Genomic DNA, 20446 nt, shown 5'->3' with positions numbered 1-20446 from the left:
CGGACAAGGAGTTTTTCATGTCGAAGTCCAGATCCGCGAGCCTCCTCGACGCCCGCATCCTGTGGCCGGCGGTCGGCGGCGCCTTCCGCAAGCTCGATCCGCGCAGCCTGATCCGCAATCCGGTGATGTTCGTCGTCGCCGTCGTCTCGGTGCTGACCACCGTGCTGCTCGTCAAGGACGCAATCGCCGGCAGCGGCCAGCTCGGCTTTTCCTTCCAGATCGTGCTCTGGCTGTGGTTCACCTTGCTGTTCGCCAACTTCGCGGAAGCCGTTGCGGAAGGGCGCGGCAAGGCGCAGGCCGACGCCCTTCGTCGCACCCGCACCGAAACCCAGGCCAAGCTCATCACCGACGGCGGTAAGGCCTACCGCACGGTGCCCGGCCACAGCCTCAAGGTCGGTGACGTGGTGCTAGTCGAGGCGGGCGACATCATCCCCTCCGACGGCGAGGTGATCGAAGGCGTCGCCTCGGTCAACGAGGCGGCAATCACCGGCGAGTCCGCCCCGGTCATCCGCGAATCCGGTGGCGACCGCTCGGCGGTGACCGGCGGCACCGAGGTGCTGTCCGACTGGATCCGCGTCCGCATCACCGCGGCGGCGGGCTCCACTTTCATCGATCGCATGATCTCGTTGGTGGAGGGCGCCGAGCGGAAGAAGACGCCCAACGAGATCGCCCTCAACATCCTCCTGGCCGGCATGACCCTGATCTTCGTGCTCGCAACGGTGACCATCCCGAGCTTCGCGAGCTACGCCGGCGGCTCCATTCCGGTGGTCGTGCTGGTCGCCCTGTTCGTGACTCTGATACCAACGACCATCGGCGCGCTGCTGTCGGCCATCGGCATCGCCGGCATGGACCGTCTCGTCCGCTTCAACGTGCTGGCCATGTCCGGCCGCGCCGTCGAGGCGGCCGGCGACGTCGACACGCTGCTGCTCGACAAGACCGGCACCATCACGCTCGGCAACCGACAAGCCACTGGGTTTCACCCGGTTGAGGGCATCTCCGCCGAGGCACTCGCCGACGCAGCGCAGCTCGCCTCATTTGCCGACGAGACGCCCGAGGGCCGGTCGATCGTCGTTCTCGCCAAGGAAAAATACGGCCTGAGGGGGCGGGAGATGGAGAGCCTGCACGCCACCTTCGTTCCCTTCACCGCCCAGACCCGCATGAGCGGCGTCGACCACGACGGGCACAGCATCCGCAAGGGCGCCATTGACGCCATTACCGCCCAGGCCGACCCGGCCGCCGCCGCGGCCTTGCGCGAGGTCCGGTCGATCGCCGACGGCATCGCCAGGACGGGCGGCACACCGCTGGCGGTCATGAGGGACGGTCGCCTGCTCGGCGTCATCGAGCTCAAGGATATCGTCAAAGGGGGCATCCATGAACGTTTCACCGAACTGCGCCGCATGGGCATCCGCACAGTGATGATCACCGGCGACAACCCCATGACCGCCGCCGCCATCGCCGCCGAAGCTGGCGTAGATGACTTCCTCGCCCAGGCGACGCCCGAGGACAAGCTGAACCTCATCCGGGCCGAACAGGCCAAGGGCAAACTGGTGGCCATGTGCGGCGACGGTACCAACGACGCACCCGCCCTTGCGCAGTCGGATGTCGGCGTCGCCATGAACACCGGCACCGTCGCCGCCCGTGAGGCCGGCAACATGGTGGACCTCGACAGCGACCCGACCAAACTCATCGAGATCGTCGAGATCGGCAAGCAGCTGCTGATGACGCGTGGGGCGCTCACAACCTTCTCGATCGCCAACGACGTTGCCAAGTATTTCGCCATCATCCCTGCGATGTTCCTGGCCTTCTACCCCCAGCTCGGCGCGCTCAACGTGATGGGTCTCGCCACGCCGGAAAGCGCCATCCTCTCGGCGATCATCTTCAACGCCCTGATCATCGTGGCGCTCATCCCGCTGGCACTGAAAGGCGTCCGTTACCGGCCGGTAGGTGCCGGCGCACTGCTCGGCCGCAATCTCCTGATCTACGGCCTCGGCGGCCTCATCGTGCCCTTCGTCGGCATCAAGGCGATCGATCTCGCCGTCACCGCCCTCGGCCTCGTTTGAAGGATAGTCCCATGTTGAAGCAACTGAGGCCGGCGGCCGTCACCCTCCTCGTTCTGGCAGCCTTGACCGGGCTCGCCTACCCACTCCTCATGACCGGCATTGCCGGCGCCATCTTTCCACATCAGGCGTCCGGCAGCCTGATCGAGCGAAACGGCGTCGTGATCGGCTCGGAGTTGATCGGACAGGCATTCGCCAGCGAGGCCTATTTCCATGGCCGCCCATCCTCGGCGGGCGCCGGATATGATGCGTCGAGTTCGAGCGGCTCCAACCTCGGCCCTGCCAACTCCAAGCTGATCGACCGCATCCGAGCCGATGCTGACCAGCTGAAAGCTGAGAATCCCGGCGCAGCCATACCGATGGACCTCGTAACGACGTCCGGCAGCGGTCTCGATCCCCAGATATCGCCGGAAGCGGCCTATTTCCAGATTCCGCGCGTCGCCAAGGCGCGCGGCCTCGAACCGGAGGCACTCAGGCGCCTGGTGGATGCCGAGATCGTCGGGCGTACACTGGGCTTCATGGGCGAACCGACCGTCAACGTATTGAAACTCAACCTCGCTCTCGACGACCTGCGGAAGAAGTGATCGAATTCCGTCGGGGTTGGTTGACGACCCCGACCCGCCACAAGAGGCCGACATGCCGCTTCAGGACGACCGTACCGCTGATGACAGGCCTTCCCCGGATGCGCTGCTCGAGAGCGCCGAACGGGAAACGCGCGGGCGCCTGAAGATTTTCCTCGGCGCGGCTCCCGGAGTCGGCAAGACCTACGAGATGCTGATGGACGGACGCGCCCGCCGGGCCGACGGAACGGACGTCGTTATCGGTGTGGTGGAGACCCACGGGCGTCTGGAGACCGAAGCGCTGCTCGATGGCTTCGAGATCGTTCCCCGCTTCAAGCTCCACTACAGGGGGCACGACCTCGAGGAAATGGACCTCGACGCGATCATAGCCCGCCGCCCCCACCTCGTTCTCGTCGACGAGCTCGCCCACAGCAATGTCGAGGGCAGCCGCCACCCCAAACGCTATCTCGATGTCGAGGAACTGCTCGACCGCGGCATCGACGTCTACACGACGCTGAACATCCAGCACGTCGAGAGTCTCAACGACGTGGTCGCCCGCATCACCCGCATCCGAGTGCGCGAGACGGTGCCGGATTCGATCATCGACCGGGCCGACGACATCGAGATCATCGACCTGACGCCCGACGACCTGATCAAGCGGCTGCACGAAGGCAAGGTCTATCTGCCGAAGACCGCCACCCGTGCCACGGCCAACTACTTCTCGCCCGGCAACCTCACCGCCTTGCGCGAGCTGGCCTTGCGGCGCACGGCCCAGCGCGTCGATGACCAACTCGTCAGCCACATGCAGGCCCATGCCATCGCCGGCCCCTGGGAAGCCGGCGACCGCGTGTTGGTCTGCATCGACGAGCAGCCCCGCTCGGCCGCCCTGGTGCGCTATGCCCGCCGGCAGGCCGACCGTCTCAGGGCGCCGTGGGCGGCGATCCACGTGGAGACTGCGCGCTCGGTGGCGTTGGCCGAGACGGACAAGGACCGGGTTGCCGACCATCTGCGCCTTGCCGAACAACTCGGTGGCGAGGCCGTAACGATCCCCGGCCAGGAGGTGGCGCGCGACATCCTTCGCTACGCCAAGGCCAACAACTTCACCCATGTCGTCGTCGGCACGCCGCATAAGGGGCGCTGGCGTGAGCTGTTCGAGGGATCGGCCTCGCACGATCTGATCCGGTGGGCCGGCGACATCAGCGTCCACGTCATTTCCGGCTCTGAACGAACACCCGCGCCGACGCGGACTGTCCGAACGGCGGTGCCCAATGGGACATTCCCGGTCAGGCCCTACCTCGTTTCGACGGTGTACGTGGCTGGCGCGCTGGCGATGAGCGTGTTGCTCGATCGCTTCCTGGATGTCCGCAACCTGGCCCTTGTCCTCCTGATGGCGGTGCTGGCGTCGGCCATCACCTACGGTCTATGGCCGGCGCTCTATGCCTGTATTGCCAGCGCCTTCGTCTTCAACTTCTTCTTTCTCGAACCCCGCTACACGCTGACCATACGGGATCCCGAAAGCGTCATCGCTCTCGTTTTCTTCCTGATCGTCGCCGTGACGGCCAGCAACCTCGCCGCCCGCCTGCACCGGCAGGCCGCCGCCGCCCGCAAGCGAGCGCGAATGACGGACGACCTCTATCAGTTCTCGCGCAAGCTGGCCGGCACCGGCACGCTCGATGACGTGTTGTGGGCCACCGCCTATCAGATCGCCTCCATGCTGCGCCTCAGGGTGGTCATCCTGATGCCCGAGAGCGACACGCTGGCCGTCAAGGTGGGCTATCCGCCTGACGACACGCTGGTCGACGCCGACATCGCTGCCGCCCGCTGGGCCTGGGACCACGAACAGCCGGCCGGACGTGGCGCCTACACCCTGCCGGGCGCCAAGCGGCTCTACATGCCGCTCCGGACGGGCCGCACGCCGGTCGGCGTCATCGGCCTCGACAACGACAAGCCAGGTCCGCTGCTCACGCCGGAGGAGCAGCGCCTGTTCGACGCGCTGGCCGACCAGGCCGCCATCGCCATCGAGCGCATCCAGCTCGTCGCCGACGTGGAGCGCGCCCGCCTGGCCGCCGAGGCCGACCGGCTGAGAACGGCGCTGCTGTCGTCGATCTCCCATGACCTCAAGACGCCACTGGCTGGCATTCTCGGCGCCGCCGGCACGCTCAATGACTACGCCCCATCGCTGCCTGAGACCGACCGGACCGAACTCGTCTCGACCATCATCGAGGAGTCGGAACGTCTTCACCGCTTCATCGGCAACCTGCTCGACATGACCCGTCTCGAGTCGGGCGCCACGCAGCCCAACGCCTCGCTGCATTTTCCCGGCGACATCGTCGGCAGCGCGCTGAGGCGCGCCAGCCGAATGCTCTCCCGCCACAGGGTCGACGTGGCGCTGCCTTCGGACCTGCCGATGCTCAAGGTCGACGCCGTGCTCTTCGAGCAGGTCGTCTTCAATCTGCTGGACAATGCCGCCAAATACGCGCCGCCTGCCTCCACCATCGCCATTCAGGGATGGCGGGACGGCGGGCATGTGTTGCTGCGGGTCGTGGACGAGGGACCGGGCATCCCCCCCGACGACCTCGAACGCGTCTTCGACAGCTTCTATCGGGTACGCAAGACCGACCATGTCCCGGCGGGTACCGGCCTCGGCCTCTCCATCTGTCGCGGCTTCGTCGAGGCGATGGGCGGCACCATCACGGCAGCCAACCGCACCGATCGCCCCGGCGCGGTGTTCACAATTCGGCTGCCCATCCCCTCTCAAACCGACAGTGTGAAAGGTCCGTCATGACAGCGCCGGCGGTCAAGATACTGGTCGTGGACGACGAAGCGCCCATCCGTCGCCTGTTGCGCGTCGGCCTGACAACGGAAGGCTACGTCGTCCAGGAGGCGGCCGACGCCGCCGAAGCCGGGACAACCCTCGCCGAGGAAAACCCGGATGTCGTCATCCTCGATCTCGGTTTGCCCGACGTCCAGGGGCATGACCTCCTGTCGGGTTGGCGCGCCTCGGGGCTCGAACTGCCGGTCATCATCCTCTCGAGTCGGACCGATGAGGCAGGCATTGTCCGAGCGCTCGAACTCGGCGCCGACGACTACGTGACCAAACCTTTCGGTGTCGCGGAACTCGCGGCCCGCATACGCGTCGCCTTGCGCCACCGTCTGCAGCAACAGGGCGAACGACCGGTCTTCCAGGTCGGCGATCTCTCGGTCGATCTGGTCAAGCGTATCGTCAAGGTGGCCGGAAAGGAGATAAGTCTCTCGCCCAAGGAGTATGACATCCTCCGCCTGATGGTACAGCATGCAGGTAAGGTATTGACCCACCAACACATTCTCAGGCAGGTCTGGGGAGCGTCGGCCGATGTGCAATATCTGCGCGTCTATGTTCGGCAGCTTCGGCAGAAGATCGAGCAGAGTCCCGACCAGCCCCAATACATCCTCACCGAGACGGGAGTCGGATACCGGCTTCGCGTCGCGGACTGAAGGCGCTTCGAGCCGCTCCGCCCCCGCGAAGGCTCGACACTCGATGTGAGACAATCATGGAACTTGCCGAAATGATTGAGCCGCAGGACGTGCTCATCAATCACCGCGCCGCCTCCAAGGCGGACCTCATGCGCGATCTGGCCAATCTGGCTTCCCCTCGGACGGGTATCGACGCCAATACCATTCTCAGCCTGCTGATCAGCCGCGAGCGCCTGGGATCGACAGGCATTGGCAGCGGCGTCGCCATTCCCCACGCCAACGTGCCCGAGCTCGCGGCGTCCTTCACGCTGTTGCTCCGTCTGAAGCAGCCCATCGATTTCGAGGCGATCGACGAGGCGCCTGTCGACATCATCTTCCTGACGCTGTCACCCTTGCACAAAGGGGCCGCGCATCTGAGCCTCCTCGCCTCCATTGCGCGGAACGCGCGATCGGCCGTTTGGCTGGACGAGGTGAGACGGGCGCCCTCGCCCGCCGCCCTTCATGCGCTGCTTGCCGGCAACGCCGCCTGATATACCGCTCGCGCCGGTTCGCGGATTAGCGCAGCAGCCCCTGGCCGCCGTCGATCCAGATCGGAGTACCGGTGATGTGCGAAGAGGCATCGCTCGCCAGGAAGGTGACGAGGTGCGCCACGTCCTCCGCTCGGCCGGGCCTGCCGCCGGTCAGCGGTACCTGCCCCTCCGGAAACACCACAGGGATGGCTGTTTCCTCCTCGGCCCGTTTCGTCGTGCTGTCGTCGATGTTGGTCTCAATCGCACCCGGACAGACCGCGTTGACGCGGATGCGATGACGGCCGAGCTCCAGGGCCAGCTGCTGCACCATGGCAAGCTGGGCGGCCTTGCTGGCCGAGTAGGCGGTAGCGCCGGGCGATGTGAAGGTTCGCGTACCGTTGATGGAAGAAACGACGACGATCGATCCGCCTCCACCATTCTTGAGGTGGGGAACCGTGAAGCGGAGCGTCAGGTAGGTGCCGCGCAGGTTGACGGCGATCGTCTGATCCCACTCCTCGGCCTTGATGTCCTCGATCGGTGCCCAGGTGCCGTTGATGCTGGCATTGGCCACGACGACGTCCAGGCGGCCGAAACGCTTGATGAGCTGATCGACCGCCGCGCTCATCTCCTCCTCGATGGAGATGTCGGCGTCCAACCTTTCCGCCTCGGCGCCGGAGCTGCGAAGAAGCTTCGCCACCTCCTCGAGCTCCGAAGGGGTGCGTCCGAGCAGGCCGACGGCAAAGCCATTCCTTGCCAGCTCGATGGCAGATGCCCGTCCAATGCCGGACCCCGCACCCGTCACCAGAGCAACTTTCTTGTTCGGCATGTCAGTCTCCTCGGCTGATCCTGAAAACGGCGTTACCTCTAGGTTGCAAACGTTTCTCGTCACGGATCCTTAACAACGAGCACAGCCCTCGCGAATGGCGTCTTCCAGCAGAGGACTCAATGAGCTATGATGGCAACCGGCCCCATTTCCTTTGGTTGTACCGTCGTCGGCCAATGCCGTTTCCCGAGTCCCCCTGAGATCTGTCCGGCCTGTTCTGATTTCCCGGCTTTTTTGACCGCCTAGCCTCTCGCAACGCGCCTTTTCGGCCGATCGAGTTGTCATGCCGGATGATTGATCCCTTGCGTCCGCTTTCTCCCGTTTCAGGGGGAACCAATGCATGACGGTTTGGTTCCAAAGACATCAGAAGCGTCGGTCGCCATCCGGCAAAAGAGGTGACGCAAGTGACCCGAAATCTCGAAATTGCACCCGCCGGCAACGACGTTGAGCAGATGCCGAATGGAGTGCGGCCGGACGCCGACGACGCCTGCATTGTCAGGCGCTTCGAGCCGCTCTCGGTCCTGGCGGTCGCCTCGGAAGCTTTTCCTGTAGTCAAGACCGGCGGGCTTGCCGATGTCATCGGATCGTTGCCCAAGGCCTTGATGTCGCTCGGCGTTGCCACCCGGACGCTCATCCCGGCCTACCCGATCGTGCTTGCCAACTGCGGGGACAAGGAAATCGTCGGGCAGATGTCGGTGTTCGGCGAGGACGTCACCTTATGGGCGAGCCACTGCCATGAACTGGAACTGCTGCTCGTCGACTGCCCGGTGCTGTTCGATCGGCGCGGCGGCCCCTATCTCGACGACCAGGGCATGGACTACCCGGACAATTGGCGCCGCTTCGCCCTGCTGTCGGCGGTCGGGGCTCGGATCGCCGCTGAAGGTGTCGACGGCTGGCGTCCCGATATCGTCCATCTTCATGATTGGCAGGCCGGTTTGACCGCCGCCTATATGCGGGCGGCCGGTGTCGACGTGCCGACGGTGATCACCATCCACAACCTCGCCTTCCAGGGGCAGTTCCCCGCCAGCGTGTTCCCGGAACTCGGCCTGCCCGACTATTTCTTCCATATCGACGGGCTCGAGTATTACGGCGACATCAGCTTCCTGAAGGCCGGCATCCGGCTCAGCGACGCGGTGACCACCGTGTCGCCCACCTACTCCCGTGAGATTCTCACGGAGGAACTGGGAATGGGTATGGCCGGTGTGCTTCAAAGCCGTCGCTCCGTGCTCTCTGGGATTGTCAACGGCATTGATGAGGACATCTGGAACCCGCAGACGGACCCCCACATCACCGAGAACTACGATCTTGAGACCCTCGAACGACGCGTTGCAAACCGCGATGCGGTCGAACAGTTCTTCGGTCTGACGCCGGGAGATGGAGCCATTCTCAGCGTCATCAGCCGTCTCACCTGGCAGAAGGGGATCGATCTTTTGGCGCCGGTGGTGCAAGGCATCGTTGATCGCGGCGCGCGTCTCATCGTCATCGGCGAAGGCGACCCCGGCATTGTCTACGGCCTCGCCCAACAGGCCCGGCAGCACTCCGGCCGCGTCGTGGTTCATGTCGGCTTCAGTGAGGAAGCCGCCCATCTGCTCCATGCCGGGAGCGACATCGTGGTGCAGCCCTCCCGCTTCGAGCCCTGCGGGCTGACCCAACTCTATGCCCTGAGATATGGCGCCATACCCATCGTCTCGCGTACTGGCGGACTGGCGGAAACGGTGATTGACGCCAACGAGGCGGCGACGGCTGCCGGCGTGGCGACCGGGTTCCAGTTTCACCCCGGCTCGATCGAGGATCTCTATCACGCCATCGACCGGGCGCTGACGGCTTACGACAACTCCACCGCCTGGCAGCAACTGCAAACGCAGGCCATGCGGACCAACTTTGGCTGGGCGCGCAGCGCCGAACGTTACGCCTGCCTCTACCGCCGGCTCGCCCGCGACCGTCGTGCTGCAGTCTTGGGGCACGCGTGATCCGCGGCCGAAACCGTGACTAAGGGACCAGCCAGAACCTGATGCCGGCGGCAACGATCGAAACCACCACGACGCCCGCCAGCCAATAGCCGCCGAACCACAGGAGCCGCACCAGCGTCGGCCGAACCGCCATCAGTGATACCCCTCCTCAGGCCGCACCTTGCCGCGGAACACCCAATAGGCATAGGCGGTGTAGGTGAGGATGATGGGGATGAGCACTGCCGCCCCGACCAGCAGGAAAGCGAGGCTTTCGCGAGGCGCGGCGGCCTCCTGGATGGTGAGCGACGGGGGCACGATGAACGGATAGAAGCTGATCCCGATGCCGATGAAACCCAGCACGAACAGAGCGAGCGCGGCAAGGAAGGGCTGAACGTCCTTCAGGCGATTGAGGCCCGACAGGATGAGCGTGACGCAGGTCAGCACCAGGAGCGGTACCAGCACGCTGAAGATCACTGCCGGGAAGGCCAGCCAGCGGCCGAGATAATGCGCCCCTATCAGCGGCGTCCACAGGCTGAACACGCCCATTCCAAGTAGTGTGAGGTAGGTCGCGGGGCGGGCAATGTCGCGGGCACGGGCAGCGAGGTCGCCGGTGGTCTTCATCACCAGCCATGTCGCGCCGAGCAAAGCGTAGCCGATGACCAGCGAAATGCCGGTCGCCACCGAGAAGGGCGTCAGCCAGTTCCACCAGCCGCCGGCGTAGGCGCGATCGGCAACCGGTATGCCTTCGATCAGCGCGCCGAGGGCGATGCCCTGCGAGAAGGCCGCCACCATCGAGCCAAGTGAGAAGCCCCAGTCCCAGACCGGAAGCCAGCGCGTGGTGCGCCAGCGATACTCGAAGGCGACGCCGCGAAAGATCAGCCCCAAGAGCATGGCGATCAGCGGCACATAGAGCGCCGGCAGAACCGTCGCATAGGCCAATGGAAAGACGGCCATCAAGCCGCCGCCGCCCAGCACCAGCCAGGTCTCGTTGCCGTCCCAGACCGGCGCCACGGTGTTCATCATGGTGTCCCGGTCGTGTTTCTCCCGGAAGAACGGGAACAGGATGCCGATGCCGAGATCGAAGCCGTCCATCACCACATAGGCCAAGACGGCGAAGGCGATCAGGAAGGCCCAGATGAAAGCGAGGTCAATGCCCATGGCTATCTCCCTGATGCGTGCCCTGAGCCGGACCAGGAGTGATGCCGGCCGTCCGGACCGGCCCCTTGTCCAGCACCTCTTCGTCGGCCTCGACAGGCAGACGGGCCATCAGGCGGAAAATGTAGAACACACCTGCGCCGAACACGAAAAAGTAGACAATGACGAAGGCCGTCAGCGAGGTCGCGACGGCTGGGGCGGCGATCGGCGACATGGAATCGGCCGTCAACAGGTGTCCATAGACGGTATAGGGCTGGCGGCCGACCTCGGTGGTTATCCAGCCGGCCAGCACCGCTACGAATCCGGCCGGCCCCATGACGACCGCGGCCCTGTGCAGCCAGCGATCGGTCGTCAGGCGACCACGCCACCAGGAGAAAGCCGACCACAGGCCGAGGAGCAGCATGGCCATTCCCAGGGCGACCATGACGCGGAATGACCAGAAGACCACCGCGACGGGCGGCTCCAGTTCGTCGGGAATGGTATCAAGGCCGGCGAGCGGCTCGTTCCAGCCATGCCGCAGGATGAGGCTCGAGAGGCCCGGGATCGAGATCTCATAGTCGACGCGCTTGTTCTCCTGATCGGGTAGCCCGAACAGGATGAGCGGCGCCCTGCCCTCAGGATGGCTCTCGAAGTGCCCCTCCATCGCCATGATCTTGGCTGGCTGATGTTCCAGCGTGTTGAGACCATGAAAATCGCCTGCCAGAATCTGCAAGGGCGCCACCACGGCCACCATGCCCATCGCCATCGTGAACATCGTGGCGCTGCGCCCCGGGGCGGTCCGTTTCAGCAAATGCCAGGCGCCGCAGGCACCGACCACCAGCGCCGTGGTCAGATAGGCCGCCAGCACCATGTGAACCAGGCGATAGGGGAATGAGGGCGTGAAGATAATCGCCCACCAGTCGAGCGGAATGAACTGGCCGGCCTCGTTGGTGCCAAAGCCTTGGGGCGTCTGCATCCACGAGTTGGCGGCGAGAATCCACGTCGCCGACAGCAAGGTGCCCACCGCCACCATGCCTGTCGCTAGGAGGTGCAGGCCATGGCCGACGCGCTTGAGGCCGAACAGCATGACGCCGAGAAAACCTGCCTCCAGGAAGAAGGCGGTCAGGACCTCGTAGCCCATCAGCGGGCCGATGACCGGACCGGCCTTGTCGGAAAACACGCTCCAGTTGGTGCCGAACTGGTAGGACATGACGATGCCCGACACGACGCCCATGGCGAAGGCGACGGCGAAAATCGTCTTCCAGAAATCGAAAAGTTGCTCGTAGACCTGCCGCTTGGTGATGAGCCAGAGCGCGTTGAGAACGAAAAGATAGCTCGCCAATCCGATGGTGAAAGCAGGAAAGACAATATGAAAGGCGACGGTAAAGGCAAATTGCAGCCGCGCGAGCAGAAGGGCATCCAGGTTTTCAAGCATCAAACGCGTTCCCCTTCCCCGGCGGCGATCTGGCACAACGATAGCCGGCCGGCAGAATGCCGCCAATCAAATGACCGGCATGTGGCCGGCGAGGCGGGCCAACCGGCCCTGCCTGACATCCTCACGCGCAACGCCCATCCCTGGAAAAAGTTCCAAGGCCCTTGCATCATTCTTGTTGGCAAAGCCGTCACTGCTGGACCGCGTGGGGCGGGAACTCCTTTTGATCCTCGCCGCGGCCAAGGTTTCCGCCGAGACGGATCGCCCCGATCACCACCACGACGACGAGGAGCAGCCCCAGGGCAAGCATCAGCGGATTGGCGCGCATCTTCGGATCCTTCCGGTGCATAGGTCACCCGCCCAACCCCGCAGGTGCCAACTAGTTCCGGACCGGTCGCGAGAAAGGGCTTTTCATGGAACCAATCCCCGTCTGAACGCTTCAATAGGCTGACGATTGAAGAGGGAATGCCGGCGATGGTGACTTTCAGCGCTCTTGTGGCGGGCCTGTTCGGCCTGCTTCTCCTCGGCGGCGGCACCTATCTCGTCACCCTCGGAGGCAGCGCCTACTACGTCCTTGCCGGCGGCGGCATGCTGATCACCGCTCTCCTGCTCTACCGACGAAGCGCGCAGGCCCTCACCGTCTACGCCGCCGTTCTGTTCGGCACGCTGGTCTGGGCTCTCTGGGAAGTCGGCTTCGACTGGTGGCAGCTCGGTCCTCGCGGCGGCCTTCCCGTGCTCCTCGGTCTGTGGTTGCTCATGCCCTTCGTCCGCTGGCATCTCAAGCGCGCCGCTGCGTCCCCCAGCCTTGCCAGCCCACCCGCCTTGGCGCTGGTCGTTGCCTGCCTCCTGTCGGCTGGCGTCGCTGGTTGGTCGATGTTCGTCGATCCTCACGACATCAATGGTCGGCTGCCGGAAAAGGGTGGTCAGACGGCGGCCGATCAGCGTGGCATCCCCGATGGCGATTGGTGGCAGTATGGCCGAACTCCCCTCGGGCAGCGCTACTCGCCGCTCGCCCAGATCACGGTCGACAACGTCAGCCACCTGAAGGAGGCGTGGCGCTACCAGACCGGCGACGTGAAGCGCCCCGAGGACGTCGGAGAGACCACCTATCAGGTAACGCCGCTCAAGGTCGGCGACACGCTTTACCTCTGCACGCCGCACAACTGGGCCATCGCCCTCGACGCAGCCACCGGCAAGGAAAAGTGGAAATACGACCCTGAGGCTGGTCTCAATCCCAACCGCCAACACCAGACCTGCCGGGGCGTGACCTACTATCGTGATGCCGCCGCAACCGCCGGCGCCGCCTGTGCCGAACGCGTCTATCTGCCGACCTCCGACGCCCGCCTGATCGCCCTCGACGCCCGCACCGGCAGCGTCTGCACCGGCTTCGCCGATCAGGGCGCGCTGCATCTCGAAACCGGCATGGAGCACAAACCGGCGGGCTACTATTATTCCACCTCGCCGCCCGTCATCGCCGGGCGCAAGATCATCATCGGCGGCGCCGTCAACGACAACTATTCGACGCAGGAGCAATCCGGCGTCATCCGGGCCTTCGACGTCGACACCGGCGCCCTGATCTGGAACTGGGACTCCGGCAATCCCACCGAAACCGCCCCGCTGCCGCCGGGCCGAACCTACACTACCAACTCGCCCAACAGTTGGTCGGTGTTCAGCGTCGACGAGATCCTTGGGCTCGTCTACATCCCACTCGGCAATCAGGTGCCTGATCAGCTCGGCATGGGCCGCAGCGCCCACGTGGAGAAATACTCCTCGTCGATCGTGGCACTGGACGTGGAAACCGGCCGGGATCGCTGGGTCCGCCAGACCGTTCATCACGATCTCTGGGACATGGACGTGCCGGCACAGCCCGTCCTCATCGACCTAACCAGACCCGACGGAACCACCGTTCCGGCGCTCGTCGGCCCGACCAAGCAGGGCGACGTCTATGTGCTGGACCGCCGAACCGGCGAGCCGATCCTGCCGGTCACCGAGATACCCGCCCCCGGCGGCGCCATTCCCGAGGACTTCACAGCCCCAACCCAGCCGGTCTCAGCCCTTTCCTTCATGCCGCGACCGCTTCAAGAGAAGGACATGTGGGGCGTGACCATGTTCGACCAGCTGGCCTGCCGCATTCAGTTCCACCAGCTCAACTACGAGGGCCGGTATACCCCGCCCTCGCTGAATGGCACGCTGGTCTATCCCGGCAACTTCGGCGTCTTCAACTGGGGCAGCGTCGCCGTCGACCCCGAGCGGCAGGTGATGTTCGGCATGCCCACCTACCTCGCCTTCACCTCGCGTCTGGTGCCGAGGGCCGATATCCCGCCGCCCGGCGAGAATGAAAAGGGTAGCGAACAGGGCCTCAACCGCAACGAAGGCGCGCCCTATGGCGTGGTGATGGGGCCTTTCCTCGGTCCGCTCAAGATTCCTTGCCAGGCGCCGCCTTGGGGCTATGTCGCCGGCGCCGACCTCAACACCGGCGAGATCGCCTACAAGCACCGAAACGGCACGGTCTACGACATGACGGCCTTGCCGCTGCCCATCAAGCTGGGCGTTCCCGGCATCGGCGGTCCGATCATCACCAAGGGCGGCGTCGCCTTCCTGGCGGCGGCGGTGGACAACTTCCTCCGCGCCTATGACCTGACGACGGGCAAGGAGCTCTGGAGGGCACGACTTCCGGCCGGCGGACAGGCAACGCCAATGACCTACTCCCTCGCCGATGGCCGCCAGATGGTGGTGATCGTGGCGGGCGGGCACGGATCGATCGGCACCAAGGCGGGCGATTACGTGCTCGCCTATGCCCTGCCCTGACGAAGAGGACGCCGGACGGGCGCCCCCTGCTCTTGATGCCGGCACATCGCATAGCCCGGCAAGCTCCGAGGACGGGAACAAAGGCCGGTGGACGGAGTTCCTCCGGCCCTCACAAGTTACCGCAGGAGACTGGCATGAAGGCGCTGACCTGGCACGGCAAGGGCGACATCCGCTGTGAAAGCGTCGCCGATCCCAGCATCGAAGACGATCGCGACATCATCATCCGCGTCACCGCCTGCGCCATCTGCGGCTCCGATCTTCACCTGATGGACGGCTACATGCCGACGATGAAGACGGGCGACGTGCTCGGGCACGAGACCATGGGTGTGGTTGAGGAGGTTGGCCGCGCCCACAGCAAGTTCAAGCACGGCGACCGGGTCGTCGTTCCCTTCAACCTCTCCTGCGGCGAATGCTTCTTCTGCCAGAAGCAGCTCTACTCCCTCTGCGACCGTTCCAACCGCAACGCCGACCAGGCCGCCAAGGTCATGGGCCAGTCGCCGGCCGGTCTTCTCGGCTATTCGCATATGCTCGGCGGCTATGCCGGCGGTCAGGCCGAATATCTGCGCGTGCCCTTCGCCGACGTCGGCCCGATCCGCGTGCCGGATGAACTCGATGACGAGCAGGTGCTCTTCCTGTCCGATATCTTCCCGACAGGCTACATGGCCGCCGAGAACGCCGACATCGAGCCAGGAGACACCGTAGCCATCTGGGGCTGCGGGCCAGTGGGCCAGTTTGCCATCCAGAGTGCCTGGATGCTCGGCGCCGGACGGGTGATCGCCATCGACCGGGTGCCCGAGCGCCTCGCCAAGGCACGCGAACACGGGCGTGCGGAAACGCTCGATTTCAGCCAGGTGGATATCTATGACGCTTTGATGGAAATGACCGGCGGGCGCGGTCCCGACCGGTGCATCGACTGCGTGGGAACCGAATCCAACCCCACCGGCAGCTTTGACTCGGCCCTCGATCAAGTGAAGGCGGCGCTCTTCCTCGGCACGGACCGCCCGCATGTGCTGCGCGAGGCGATCTTCTGCTGCCGCAAGGGGGGAACCATTTCCATCCCCGGTGTCTATGTCGGGCTTCTCGACAAGGTGCCCTTCGGACCGGCCATGAACAAGGGCCTGACCTTCAAGATGGGACAGACCCACACCCAGCGCTATCTGGAACCGCTCCTGCAGAAGGTCGTCTCCCGGGAGATCGATCCGACCTTCGTCATCACCCACCGCGCCGGCCTCGAGGCGGGACCCGACCTCTACAAGACCTTCCGCGACAAGCAGGACGGCTGCATCAAGGTGGTGATGAAGCCGGGCCTTTGAGCGCGTCTGGTGGCGCGGCGGCGAGAGGATCCGATGGCTGAACAAGGCTTGGTTTATGGTCCGCTGGGGCCGGGGACGCTGCATCTCTGCGTCGACATGCAGAGGGTGTTCGGCCCCGGCTACCCTTGGGCCATGCCATGGTTGGAACGGGTTACGCCGGCAATCGAGCGGTTGTGCGAACGGCATGCCGACCGCACCCTTTTCACCCGCTTCATCCCGGCCGCCCACCCCGGCGAGGGGCGCGGCACCTGGGGGCGCTATTACGAGCGCTGGGCCGACATAACGCTCGAGAAGCTGGGCACAGATGCCGTGCGGCTGGTTCCGGCGCTGGAACGCTTCGTCCCCCCGGCCAAGGTGCTGGACAAGCACGTCTACGCGCCTTGGACCGAGGGCAAGCTCGACGCGATGCTGTCCGGCTCGGGCGTGGATACCCTCGTCATCACCGGTGGCGAGACCGATGTCTGCGTGCTGGCCTCGGCGCTCGGAGGCATCGACCGCGGCTATCGCGTCGTCCTGGTCGGGGACGCCCTATGCAGCTTCGTCGACGAGACGCATGACGCGCTGATGGAGCTCTACCTCACCCGCTTCACCGAACAGCTCGAAGTCACCACGGTGGACGAAGTCCTCGAAAACTGGCGATGAGTAGGGTCGCAGCCTAGCCGACAATCAAAAAACCGTTGGAACCACAAGGGTTCTTGCGGGTTGCCTGTCCAACAGACGGTCTCATCACCCTTGCGGAGAGAAAGCCATGAAACCCCGTCTCCAGGAGCTTGAAGACGAGTATCGCGACTATCTCATCGAAAGCGGCGACGCCCCGCCGGACATCCTCCGCCTTACCGCTCAGGATTTCGTCAGGCGGAACGAAGAGCTCGCCGAGCCCGAAGGGCGGCTCGGCGGCAACCGTTGCGATCCCCGCATCACCGAAATGGCCGCACTGATCGGCCATCAAGCCTGACGCCCTGCCGAGGTGCCTAGACCCCCGCCCCAAGTGGGCGCGCACCCGGCCAACTCTCCCCGTGCCGTCCGCCCCGGACGCACGGGGTTTTCTTTATCCGAGTACGGCGACGAGATATCAATCGAAGCTCAGTGATCAGACGAAAAGCACCGAGATCAACGAATAGGCGGTGGGATGGTTTATCCAGCCAACACTTCTCCGCTTTGCGATGGCAGGCGCTCGCCGATCCAGCCGAGAATGTCGGACATCACCTGCTCGCGTCCGACATCCTGCAGCAGGTCGTGAACATGCCCGTCGTAGAGTTTGAGGCCTTTGTCCGCCGAACCGGCGCGCGCGAAAAACTCCTCACTGCCCTCCCGCAGGGTTACCTTGTCCGCGGTTCCGTGCAGAACGAGAAGCGGCAGGGTAATTCGGGGGAACCCCTCCCGAAGCTCGTCCCCGGCGCGCACCAGAGCCGCTACCGTGCCGACGGGCTGTTTTTCTCCCGCAATGAGCGGATCGCGATCGAGCGCTGCCACGGCGTCCGGATTGCGCGAGAAATCCTCCGTTTTCAGCTTCAGGGCTGGAACCTTTGGGATCAACGGAGCCAACAGCTTGAGCGTCGCCAACGCGATCTGGGGTGCCGGCACGCGATAGGCGAAGCTCTCGCAAATGAATCCGTCCAGCAGGTCCTGGTGCCGAAGGGCATAGAGCGAGGACACGACACCGCCGGCACTATGCCCGAGAAGGAACACTGGCAGCCCGGCATTGCGGTCACGGGCCAGGGCGATCACCTGGGCAAGATCGCTCACATATTCGTCGACGCTGGACACCAGGAACCGCGCGCCCTCCGACCGCCCGCGCCCCCGGAGGTCGAGAGCGTAGACCACGTACCCCGCCTCGGCAGCTCGCTCGGCGGCCCAGACATAATGACCGCTATGGGCCATGACGCCATGGCAAATGACAAGAACGGCTCTGGGCATGCCCTGCGGCAGCCAGGAGCGAACAAACAACCGAAGACCACTGCTACCGGTCAAATACTCGTCGTGACTTGCGAACTCGGTTCCGGTCGACATGATGGTGACCTCCACGAACACTTCACGTAAGAAAACAAACCAATAAACGCGGCAATTGAGATCTAGAAAAACAAGAGATCTCACTTCCATTTTTGTCGCACTCGGTCGGCGCGGCAAGCCGTTTCTTTCAGCAGGGCAGAGGCGGCACGCAGACAATCTCCATCCGGCGACGGCAAGGGAGGCGGCGGCCCGCCTCCTGTTTGACGAAAGTGTCCCGACTCTCCGCGAACAGGTTCAGTCACCCTGAACCAAAGCGACGGCATCGGCACCCGCTGGATAGCGCAGCCGACCGGAGGCATCGTTGGCCGCCAGCCACACTGCCTCGGCCACGTCACTTTCCCTGGTCGTCAGCGACGGGTTGGCGAAGGCCGCGAAGATGGGACGTGCATAGTCGGCATAGGTTTCCGGAATGAGATCCATGACTGGAATGTCGGTGTTCTCGGCAAAGCGCGTCGTCGGCGCATATCCGGGCTCCACCAGTTTTGCCCGTATGCCGAATGCCGCGAGTTCATGGGCCAGCGACCCGGTGAAGCCCTCGATGGCCTGCTTGCTGGCCGTGTAGGCGGCGGCAAGCGGCATCGGCGCCAGCGTCACGCTGGAGGTCACGTTGACGATGACGCCCGACTGGCGCTCCCGCATCTGAGGGATGAGGGCCTGCGTCATCGCCATGACGCCGAAGGTGTTGGTATCGAACACCTTGCGCACATGCGCCATCGGCGTCGCCTCGAAGGCACCGACCACGCCGATGCCCGCATTGTTGACCAGCACGTCGATCGGGCCGGCTGCCTCGATGGCTGCAGCGATACTGTCGACGTTGGTTACATCGAGTGAGAGAACGCGGATGCGATCCGACTTCGGAAAGAGGTCCTCGCGCGGGTTGCGCATGGTGGCAATAACGGCCCAGCCCTGGGCGTGGAAATGACGAGCGGTCTCCAACCCGTAGCCGGACGAGCAGCCGGTGATGAGCACAGTTTTCATGGCAATCTCCTATTCTCCGTTGACAGGAGTGTTGTAGCGGGCATTATCAGGATTATCGCCGATCACTAGTCCACATTTCATTGGCAATAATCCAAATGACCGATCCACTCTCCGATGTGATCCGCCTCCTGCGGCCCCGAGCCATCTATTCCAAGGGGATCAGTGGCGCCGGGCGCTGGGCGGTGCGCTACGCCGAGTTCGGTCAGCCGGGCTTTTGTGCGGTGACCGAGGGACGGTGCCGGCTTGCCGTCGACGGCGAGGAGCCGGTCATCTTGGAGGAAGGCGACTTCGTTCTCCTGCCGGCGACACCGGCCTTCACCATGTCGGGATTTGAGCCGGCGCCCGTGGTCCGCATCGATCCGGCGACTGCATCCCCGCCCGATCGAGAGGTCCGCCACGGTCGGGTCGACGGCCCCCCAGATGTCAGGCAATTCGGCGGCTATTTCGCTTTTGCCTCGCCGGACGCCGATCTTCTCGTGTCGCTCCTGCCGCGCATGATCCACATCCGTGGCGTGCCACGACTGACGCAACTGGTTCGTCTCGTTGGCGAGGAGGCGGCGCGCGACGACATCGGCCGCGACCTCATCCTCGAACGGCTCGTGGAGATCCTGCTGGTGGAGGCGTTGCGGGCGGCGCCGACGCAGGAAGCACGGCCGGGTCTGTTGCGTGGGTTGGCCGATCCGCGCATCGCCGTTGCGCTTCGCCTGGTGCATGGCGATGTCGAACGGGCATGGACGGTGCCGGAGCTCGCGCGCGCGGCGGGCATGTCGCGCTCTGCTTTCTTCGGCCGCTTCACCCGCACGGTTGGCGTCCGCCCCATGGAATATCTGCTGTCCTGGCGCATGGCGCTCGCCAAGACCTTGCTGCGCAATGGCGACATGGCCCTGGAGGAGGTCGCGAGACGGATCGGCTACGGTTCCGCCAGCACCTTCAGCACGGCTTTCAGCCGGCATGTCGGCCTGCCGCCAGGGCGATTCATGCGCCAAGCGGCGTAAGAGACGAGATCGCCGGGATTCAGCCGCCCTAAGCTGAGTCCAGCCAGAACACCGAACCAGCCATCAGGCCGCGAAAGGAACTCAGATGGTCCTTCTGGAATTTGCGATGTACCCCGTCGGCAAGGGCGAAAGCCTAAGCCCCTATGTCGCCCGCTCGCTCGACATCATCGACAAAAGCGGCGTTGCCTATCAGCTCACCCCCATGGGTACGATCCTCGAGGGCGAATGGAACGAGGTGATGGCGGTGGTGACCCAATGCTTCCAGGCGATGCGTGCTGACTGTCCGCGCGTCGAGGTAGCGCTCAAGGTCGACTATCGCGAAGGAGAGACGAGCCGCCTTGCCACCAAGATCGCCTCGGTCGAAGACCGGTTGGGTCGCAAGCTCAGCACGGGCTGAGACCCTTAACCCGATGGCCGGAAGACGC

Annotated in this window: 19 protein-coding genes; 12 read left to right on the top strand and 7 right to left on the bottom strand. The window is 64.6% G+C overall.

Annotation, left to right across the window (positions count from 1 at the left end):
* Nucleotides 1–17: 17 nt before the first annotated feature.
* The 5 genes from kdpB to CXZ10_RS03435 are packed head-to-tail and all read left to right on the top strand — an operon-like array spanning nt 18 to nt 6600.
* On the top strand, nt 18–2060 hold the full coding sequence (gene kdpB, locus CXZ10_RS03455) for a potassium-transporting ATPase subunit KdpB (protein ID WP_101287534.1): 2043 nt from the start codon (nt 18–20) through the stop codon (nt 2058–2060).
* An 11-nt stretch (nt 2061–2071) separates the two neighbouring features.
* A complete protein-coding gene (gene kdpC, locus CXZ10_RS03450; RefSeq protein ID WP_101287533.1) occupies nt 2072–2641 on the top strand; it encodes a potassium-transporting ATPase subunit KdpC in 570 nt (189 codons plus the stop codon).
* A gap of 52 nt (nt 2642–2693) precedes the next feature.
* Nucleotides 2694–5402, top strand: a complete 2709-nt coding sequence (locus CXZ10_RS03445; RefSeq protein ID WP_101287532.1) for a sensor histidine kinase — start codon at nt 2694–2696, stop codon at nt 5400–5402.
* Nucleotides 5399–6091 carry a response regulator transcription factor gene (locus CXZ10_RS03440; protein ID WP_101287531.1) on the top strand — a complete coding sequence of 231 codons (693 nt, stop codon included), beginning with the start codon at nt 5399–5401 and terminating at the stop codon, nt 6089–6091. The genes CXZ10_RS03445 and CXZ10_RS03440 overlap by 4 nt, the downstream gene beginning before the upstream one ends.
* A 56-nt stretch (nt 6092–6147) precedes the next feature.
* Nucleotides 6148–6600: a PTS sugar transporter subunit IIA gene (locus CXZ10_RS03435; RefSeq protein WP_101287530.1), complete on the top strand. Its 453-nt coding sequence runs from the start codon at nt 6148–6150 to the stop codon at nt 6598–6600.
* 25 nt (nt 6601–6625) lie between these two features.
* Here the strand turns inward: CXZ10_RS03435 and CXZ10_RS03430 are convergent, their stop codons facing one another.
* Nucleotides 6626–7405, bottom strand: coding sequence for an SDR family oxidoreductase (locus CXZ10_RS03430; protein WP_101287529.1), 780 nt, complete (start codon nt 7403–7405; stop codon nt 6626–6628).
* Nucleotides 7406–7854: 449 nt separating this feature from the next.
* Between CXZ10_RS03430 and glgA the strand changes: the two genes are divergently transcribed.
* On the top strand, nt 7855–9372 hold the full coding sequence (gene glgA, locus CXZ10_RS03425) for a glycogen synthase GlgA (protein ID WP_101288343.1): 1518 nt from the start codon (nt 7855–7857) through the stop codon (nt 9370–9372).
* 19 nt (nt 9373–9391) lie between these two features.
* Here glgA and CXZ10_RS21680 read toward each other — a convergent pair whose 3' ends face one another.
* The 4 genes from CXZ10_RS21680 to CXZ10_RS21445 form a co-directional block, all read right to left on the bottom strand.
* Nucleotides 9392–9505, bottom strand: coding sequence for a DUF2474 domain-containing protein (locus tag CXZ10_RS21680; RefSeq protein WP_210199831.1), 114 nt, complete (start codon nt 9503–9505; stop codon nt 9392–9394).
* Nucleotides 9505–10509: a cytochrome d ubiquinol oxidase subunit II gene (gene cydB, locus CXZ10_RS03420; protein WP_101287528.1), complete on the bottom strand. Its 1005-nt coding sequence runs from the start codon at nt 10507–10509 to the stop codon at nt 9505–9507. Before cydB ends, CXZ10_RS21680 begins: the two co-directional genes overlap by 1 nt.
* On the bottom strand, nt 10499–11920 hold the full coding sequence (locus CXZ10_RS03415) for a cytochrome ubiquinol oxidase subunit I (RefSeq protein ID WP_101287527.1): 1422 nt from the start codon (nt 11918–11920) through the stop codon (nt 10499–10501). Before CXZ10_RS03415 ends, cydB begins: the two co-directional genes overlap by 11 nt.
* A 187-nt stretch (nt 11921–12107) precedes the next feature.
* Nucleotides 12108–12245, bottom strand: a complete 138-nt coding sequence (locus CXZ10_RS21445) for a hypothetical protein (protein ID WP_180335838.1) — start codon at nt 12243–12245, stop codon at nt 12108–12110.
* Nucleotides 12246–12382: 137 nt separating this feature from the next.
* Between CXZ10_RS21445 and CXZ10_RS03410 the strand changes: the two genes are divergently transcribed.
* The 4 genes from CXZ10_RS03410 (at nt 12383) to CXZ10_RS03395 (ending at nt 16993) form a co-directional block, all read left to right on the top strand.
* A complete protein-coding gene (locus CXZ10_RS03410) occupies nt 12383–14725 on the top strand; it encodes a glucose/quinate/shikimate family membrane-bound PQQ-dependent dehydrogenase (protein WP_180335837.1) in 2343 nt (780 codons plus the stop codon).
* A 134-nt stretch (nt 14726–14859) separates the two neighbouring features.
* Entirely contained in the window at nt 14860–16038 is a 1179-nt protein-coding gene (locus CXZ10_RS03405; RefSeq protein ID WP_101287526.1) for a zinc-dependent alcohol dehydrogenase, read from the top strand.
* Between the two features lie 33 nt (nt 16039–16071).
* Nucleotides 16072–16680, top strand: coding sequence for a cysteine hydrolase family protein (locus tag CXZ10_RS03400; RefSeq protein ID WP_101287525.1), 609 nt, complete (start codon nt 16072–16074; stop codon nt 16678–16680).
* 106 nt (nt 16681–16786) lie between these two features.
* Nucleotides 16787–16993: a hypothetical protein gene (locus CXZ10_RS03395; protein ID WP_101287524.1), complete on the top strand. Its 207-nt coding sequence runs from the start codon at nt 16787–16789 to the stop codon at nt 16991–16993.
* Between the two features lie 179 nt (nt 16994–17172).
* On the opposite strand, the gene CXZ10_RS03390 is transcribed toward CXZ10_RS03395, so the two are convergent.
* Complete coding sequence (locus tag CXZ10_RS03390; RefSeq protein ID WP_210199830.1) at nt 17173–18138, bottom strand: alpha/beta hydrolase; 966 nt, start codon at nt 18136–18138, stop codon at nt 17173–17175.
* A 144-nt stretch (nt 18139–18282) separates the two neighbouring features.
* Nucleotides 18283–19026: an SDR family oxidoreductase gene (locus CXZ10_RS03385; RefSeq protein WP_101287523.1), complete on the bottom strand. Its 744-nt coding sequence runs from the start codon at nt 19024–19026 to the stop codon at nt 18283–18285.
* A 95-nt stretch (nt 19027–19121) separates the two neighbouring features.
* Here CXZ10_RS03385 and CXZ10_RS03380 point away from each other — a divergent pair, with 95 nt between their 5' ends.
* Both CXZ10_RS03380 and CXZ10_RS03375 read left to right on the top strand, forming a co-directional pair.
* Nucleotides 19122–20021: an AraC family transcriptional regulator gene (locus tag CXZ10_RS03380; RefSeq protein ID WP_101287522.1), complete on the top strand. Its 900-nt coding sequence runs from the start codon at nt 19122–19124 to the stop codon at nt 20019–20021.
* A gap of 85 nt (nt 20022–20106) precedes the next feature.
* Complete coding sequence (locus tag CXZ10_RS03375; protein ID WP_101287521.1) at nt 20107–20418, top strand: MTH1187 family thiamine-binding protein; 312 nt, start codon at nt 20107–20109, stop codon at nt 20416–20418.
* Nucleotides 20419–20446: the final 28 nt, after the last annotated feature.

It is taken from the genome of Pleomorphomonas diazotrophica (genome assembly GCF_002844595.1).
GTDB classification, from domain to species: Bacteria; Pseudomonadota; Alphaproteobacteria; order Rhizobiales; family Pleomorphomonadaceae; genus Pleomorphomonas; species Pleomorphomonas diazotrophica.
This window is presented reverse-complemented; position numbering and strand designations above follow the sequence as displayed.

Excerpts from the sequence above, each read along its gene's own strand:
- kdpB (WP_101287534.1), top strand. The coding sequence starts at position 18 with ATGTCGAAGTCCAGATCCGCGAGCCTCCTCGACGCCCGCATCCTGTGG.
- kdpC (WP_101287533.1), top strand. The coding sequence starts at position 2,072 with ATGTTGAAGCAACTGAGGCCGGCGGCCGTCACCCTCCTCGTTCTGGCA.
- CXZ10_RS03445 (WP_101287532.1), top strand. The coding sequence starts at position 2,694 with ATGCCGCTTCAGGACGACCGTACCGCTGATGACAGGCCTTCCCCGGAT.
- CXZ10_RS03440 (WP_101287531.1), top strand. The coding sequence starts at position 5,399 with ATGACAGCGCCGGCGGTCAAGATACTGGTCGTGGACGACGAAGCGCCC.
- CXZ10_RS03435 (WP_101287530.1), top strand. The coding sequence starts at position 6,148 with ATGGAACTTGCCGAAATGATTGAGCCGCAGGACGTGCTCATCAATCAC.
- CXZ10_RS03430 (WP_101287529.1), bottom strand. The coding sequence starts at position 7,405 with ATGCCGAACAAGAAAGTTGCTCTGGTGACGGGTGCGGGGTCCGGCATT.
- glgA (WP_101288343.1), top strand. The coding sequence starts at position 7,855 with ATGCCGAATGGAGTGCGGCCGGACGCCGACGACGCCTGCATTGTCAGG.
- CXZ10_RS21680 (WP_210199831.1), bottom strand. The coding sequence starts at position 9,505 with ATGGCGGTTCGGCCGACGCTGGTGCGGCTCCTGTGGTTCGGCGGCTAT.
- cydB (WP_101287528.1), bottom strand. The coding sequence starts at position 10,509 with ATGGGCATTGACCTCGCTTTCATCTGGGCCTTCCTGATCGCCTTCGCC.
- CXZ10_RS03415 (WP_101287527.1), bottom strand. The coding sequence starts at position 11,920 with ATGCTTGAAAACCTGGATGCCCTTCTGCTCGCGCGGCTGCAATTTGCC.
- CXZ10_RS21445 (WP_180335838.1), bottom strand. The coding sequence starts at position 12,245 with ATGCGCGCCAATCCGCTGATGCTTGCCCTGGGGCTGCTCCTCGTCGTC.
- CXZ10_RS03410 (WP_180335837.1), top strand. The coding sequence starts at position 12,383 with ATGCCGGCGATGGTGACTTTCAGCGCTCTTGTGGCGGGCCTGTTCGGC.
- CXZ10_RS03405 (WP_101287526.1), top strand. The coding sequence starts at position 14,860 with ATGAAGGCGCTGACCTGGCACGGCAAGGGCGACATCCGCTGTGAAAGC.
- CXZ10_RS03400 (WP_101287525.1), top strand. The coding sequence starts at position 16,072 with ATGGCTGAACAAGGCTTGGTTTATGGTCCGCTGGGGCCGGGGACGCTG.
- CXZ10_RS03395 (WP_101287524.1), top strand. The coding sequence starts at position 16,787 with ATGAAACCCCGTCTCCAGGAGCTTGAAGACGAGTATCGCGACTATCTC.
- CXZ10_RS03390 (WP_210199830.1), bottom strand. The coding sequence starts at position 18,138 with ATGGAAGTGAGATCTCTTGTTTTTCTAGATCTCAATTGCCGCGTTTAT.
- CXZ10_RS03385 (WP_101287523.1), bottom strand. The coding sequence starts at position 19,026 with ATGAAAACTGTGCTCATCACCGGCTGCTCGTCCGGCTACGGGTTGGAG.
- CXZ10_RS03380 (WP_101287522.1), top strand. The coding sequence starts at position 19,122 with ATGACCGATCCACTCTCCGATGTGATCCGCCTCCTGCGGCCCCGAGCC.
- CXZ10_RS03375 (WP_101287521.1), top strand. The coding sequence starts at position 20,107 with ATGGTCCTTCTGGAATTTGCGATGTACCCCGTCGGCAAGGGCGAAAGC.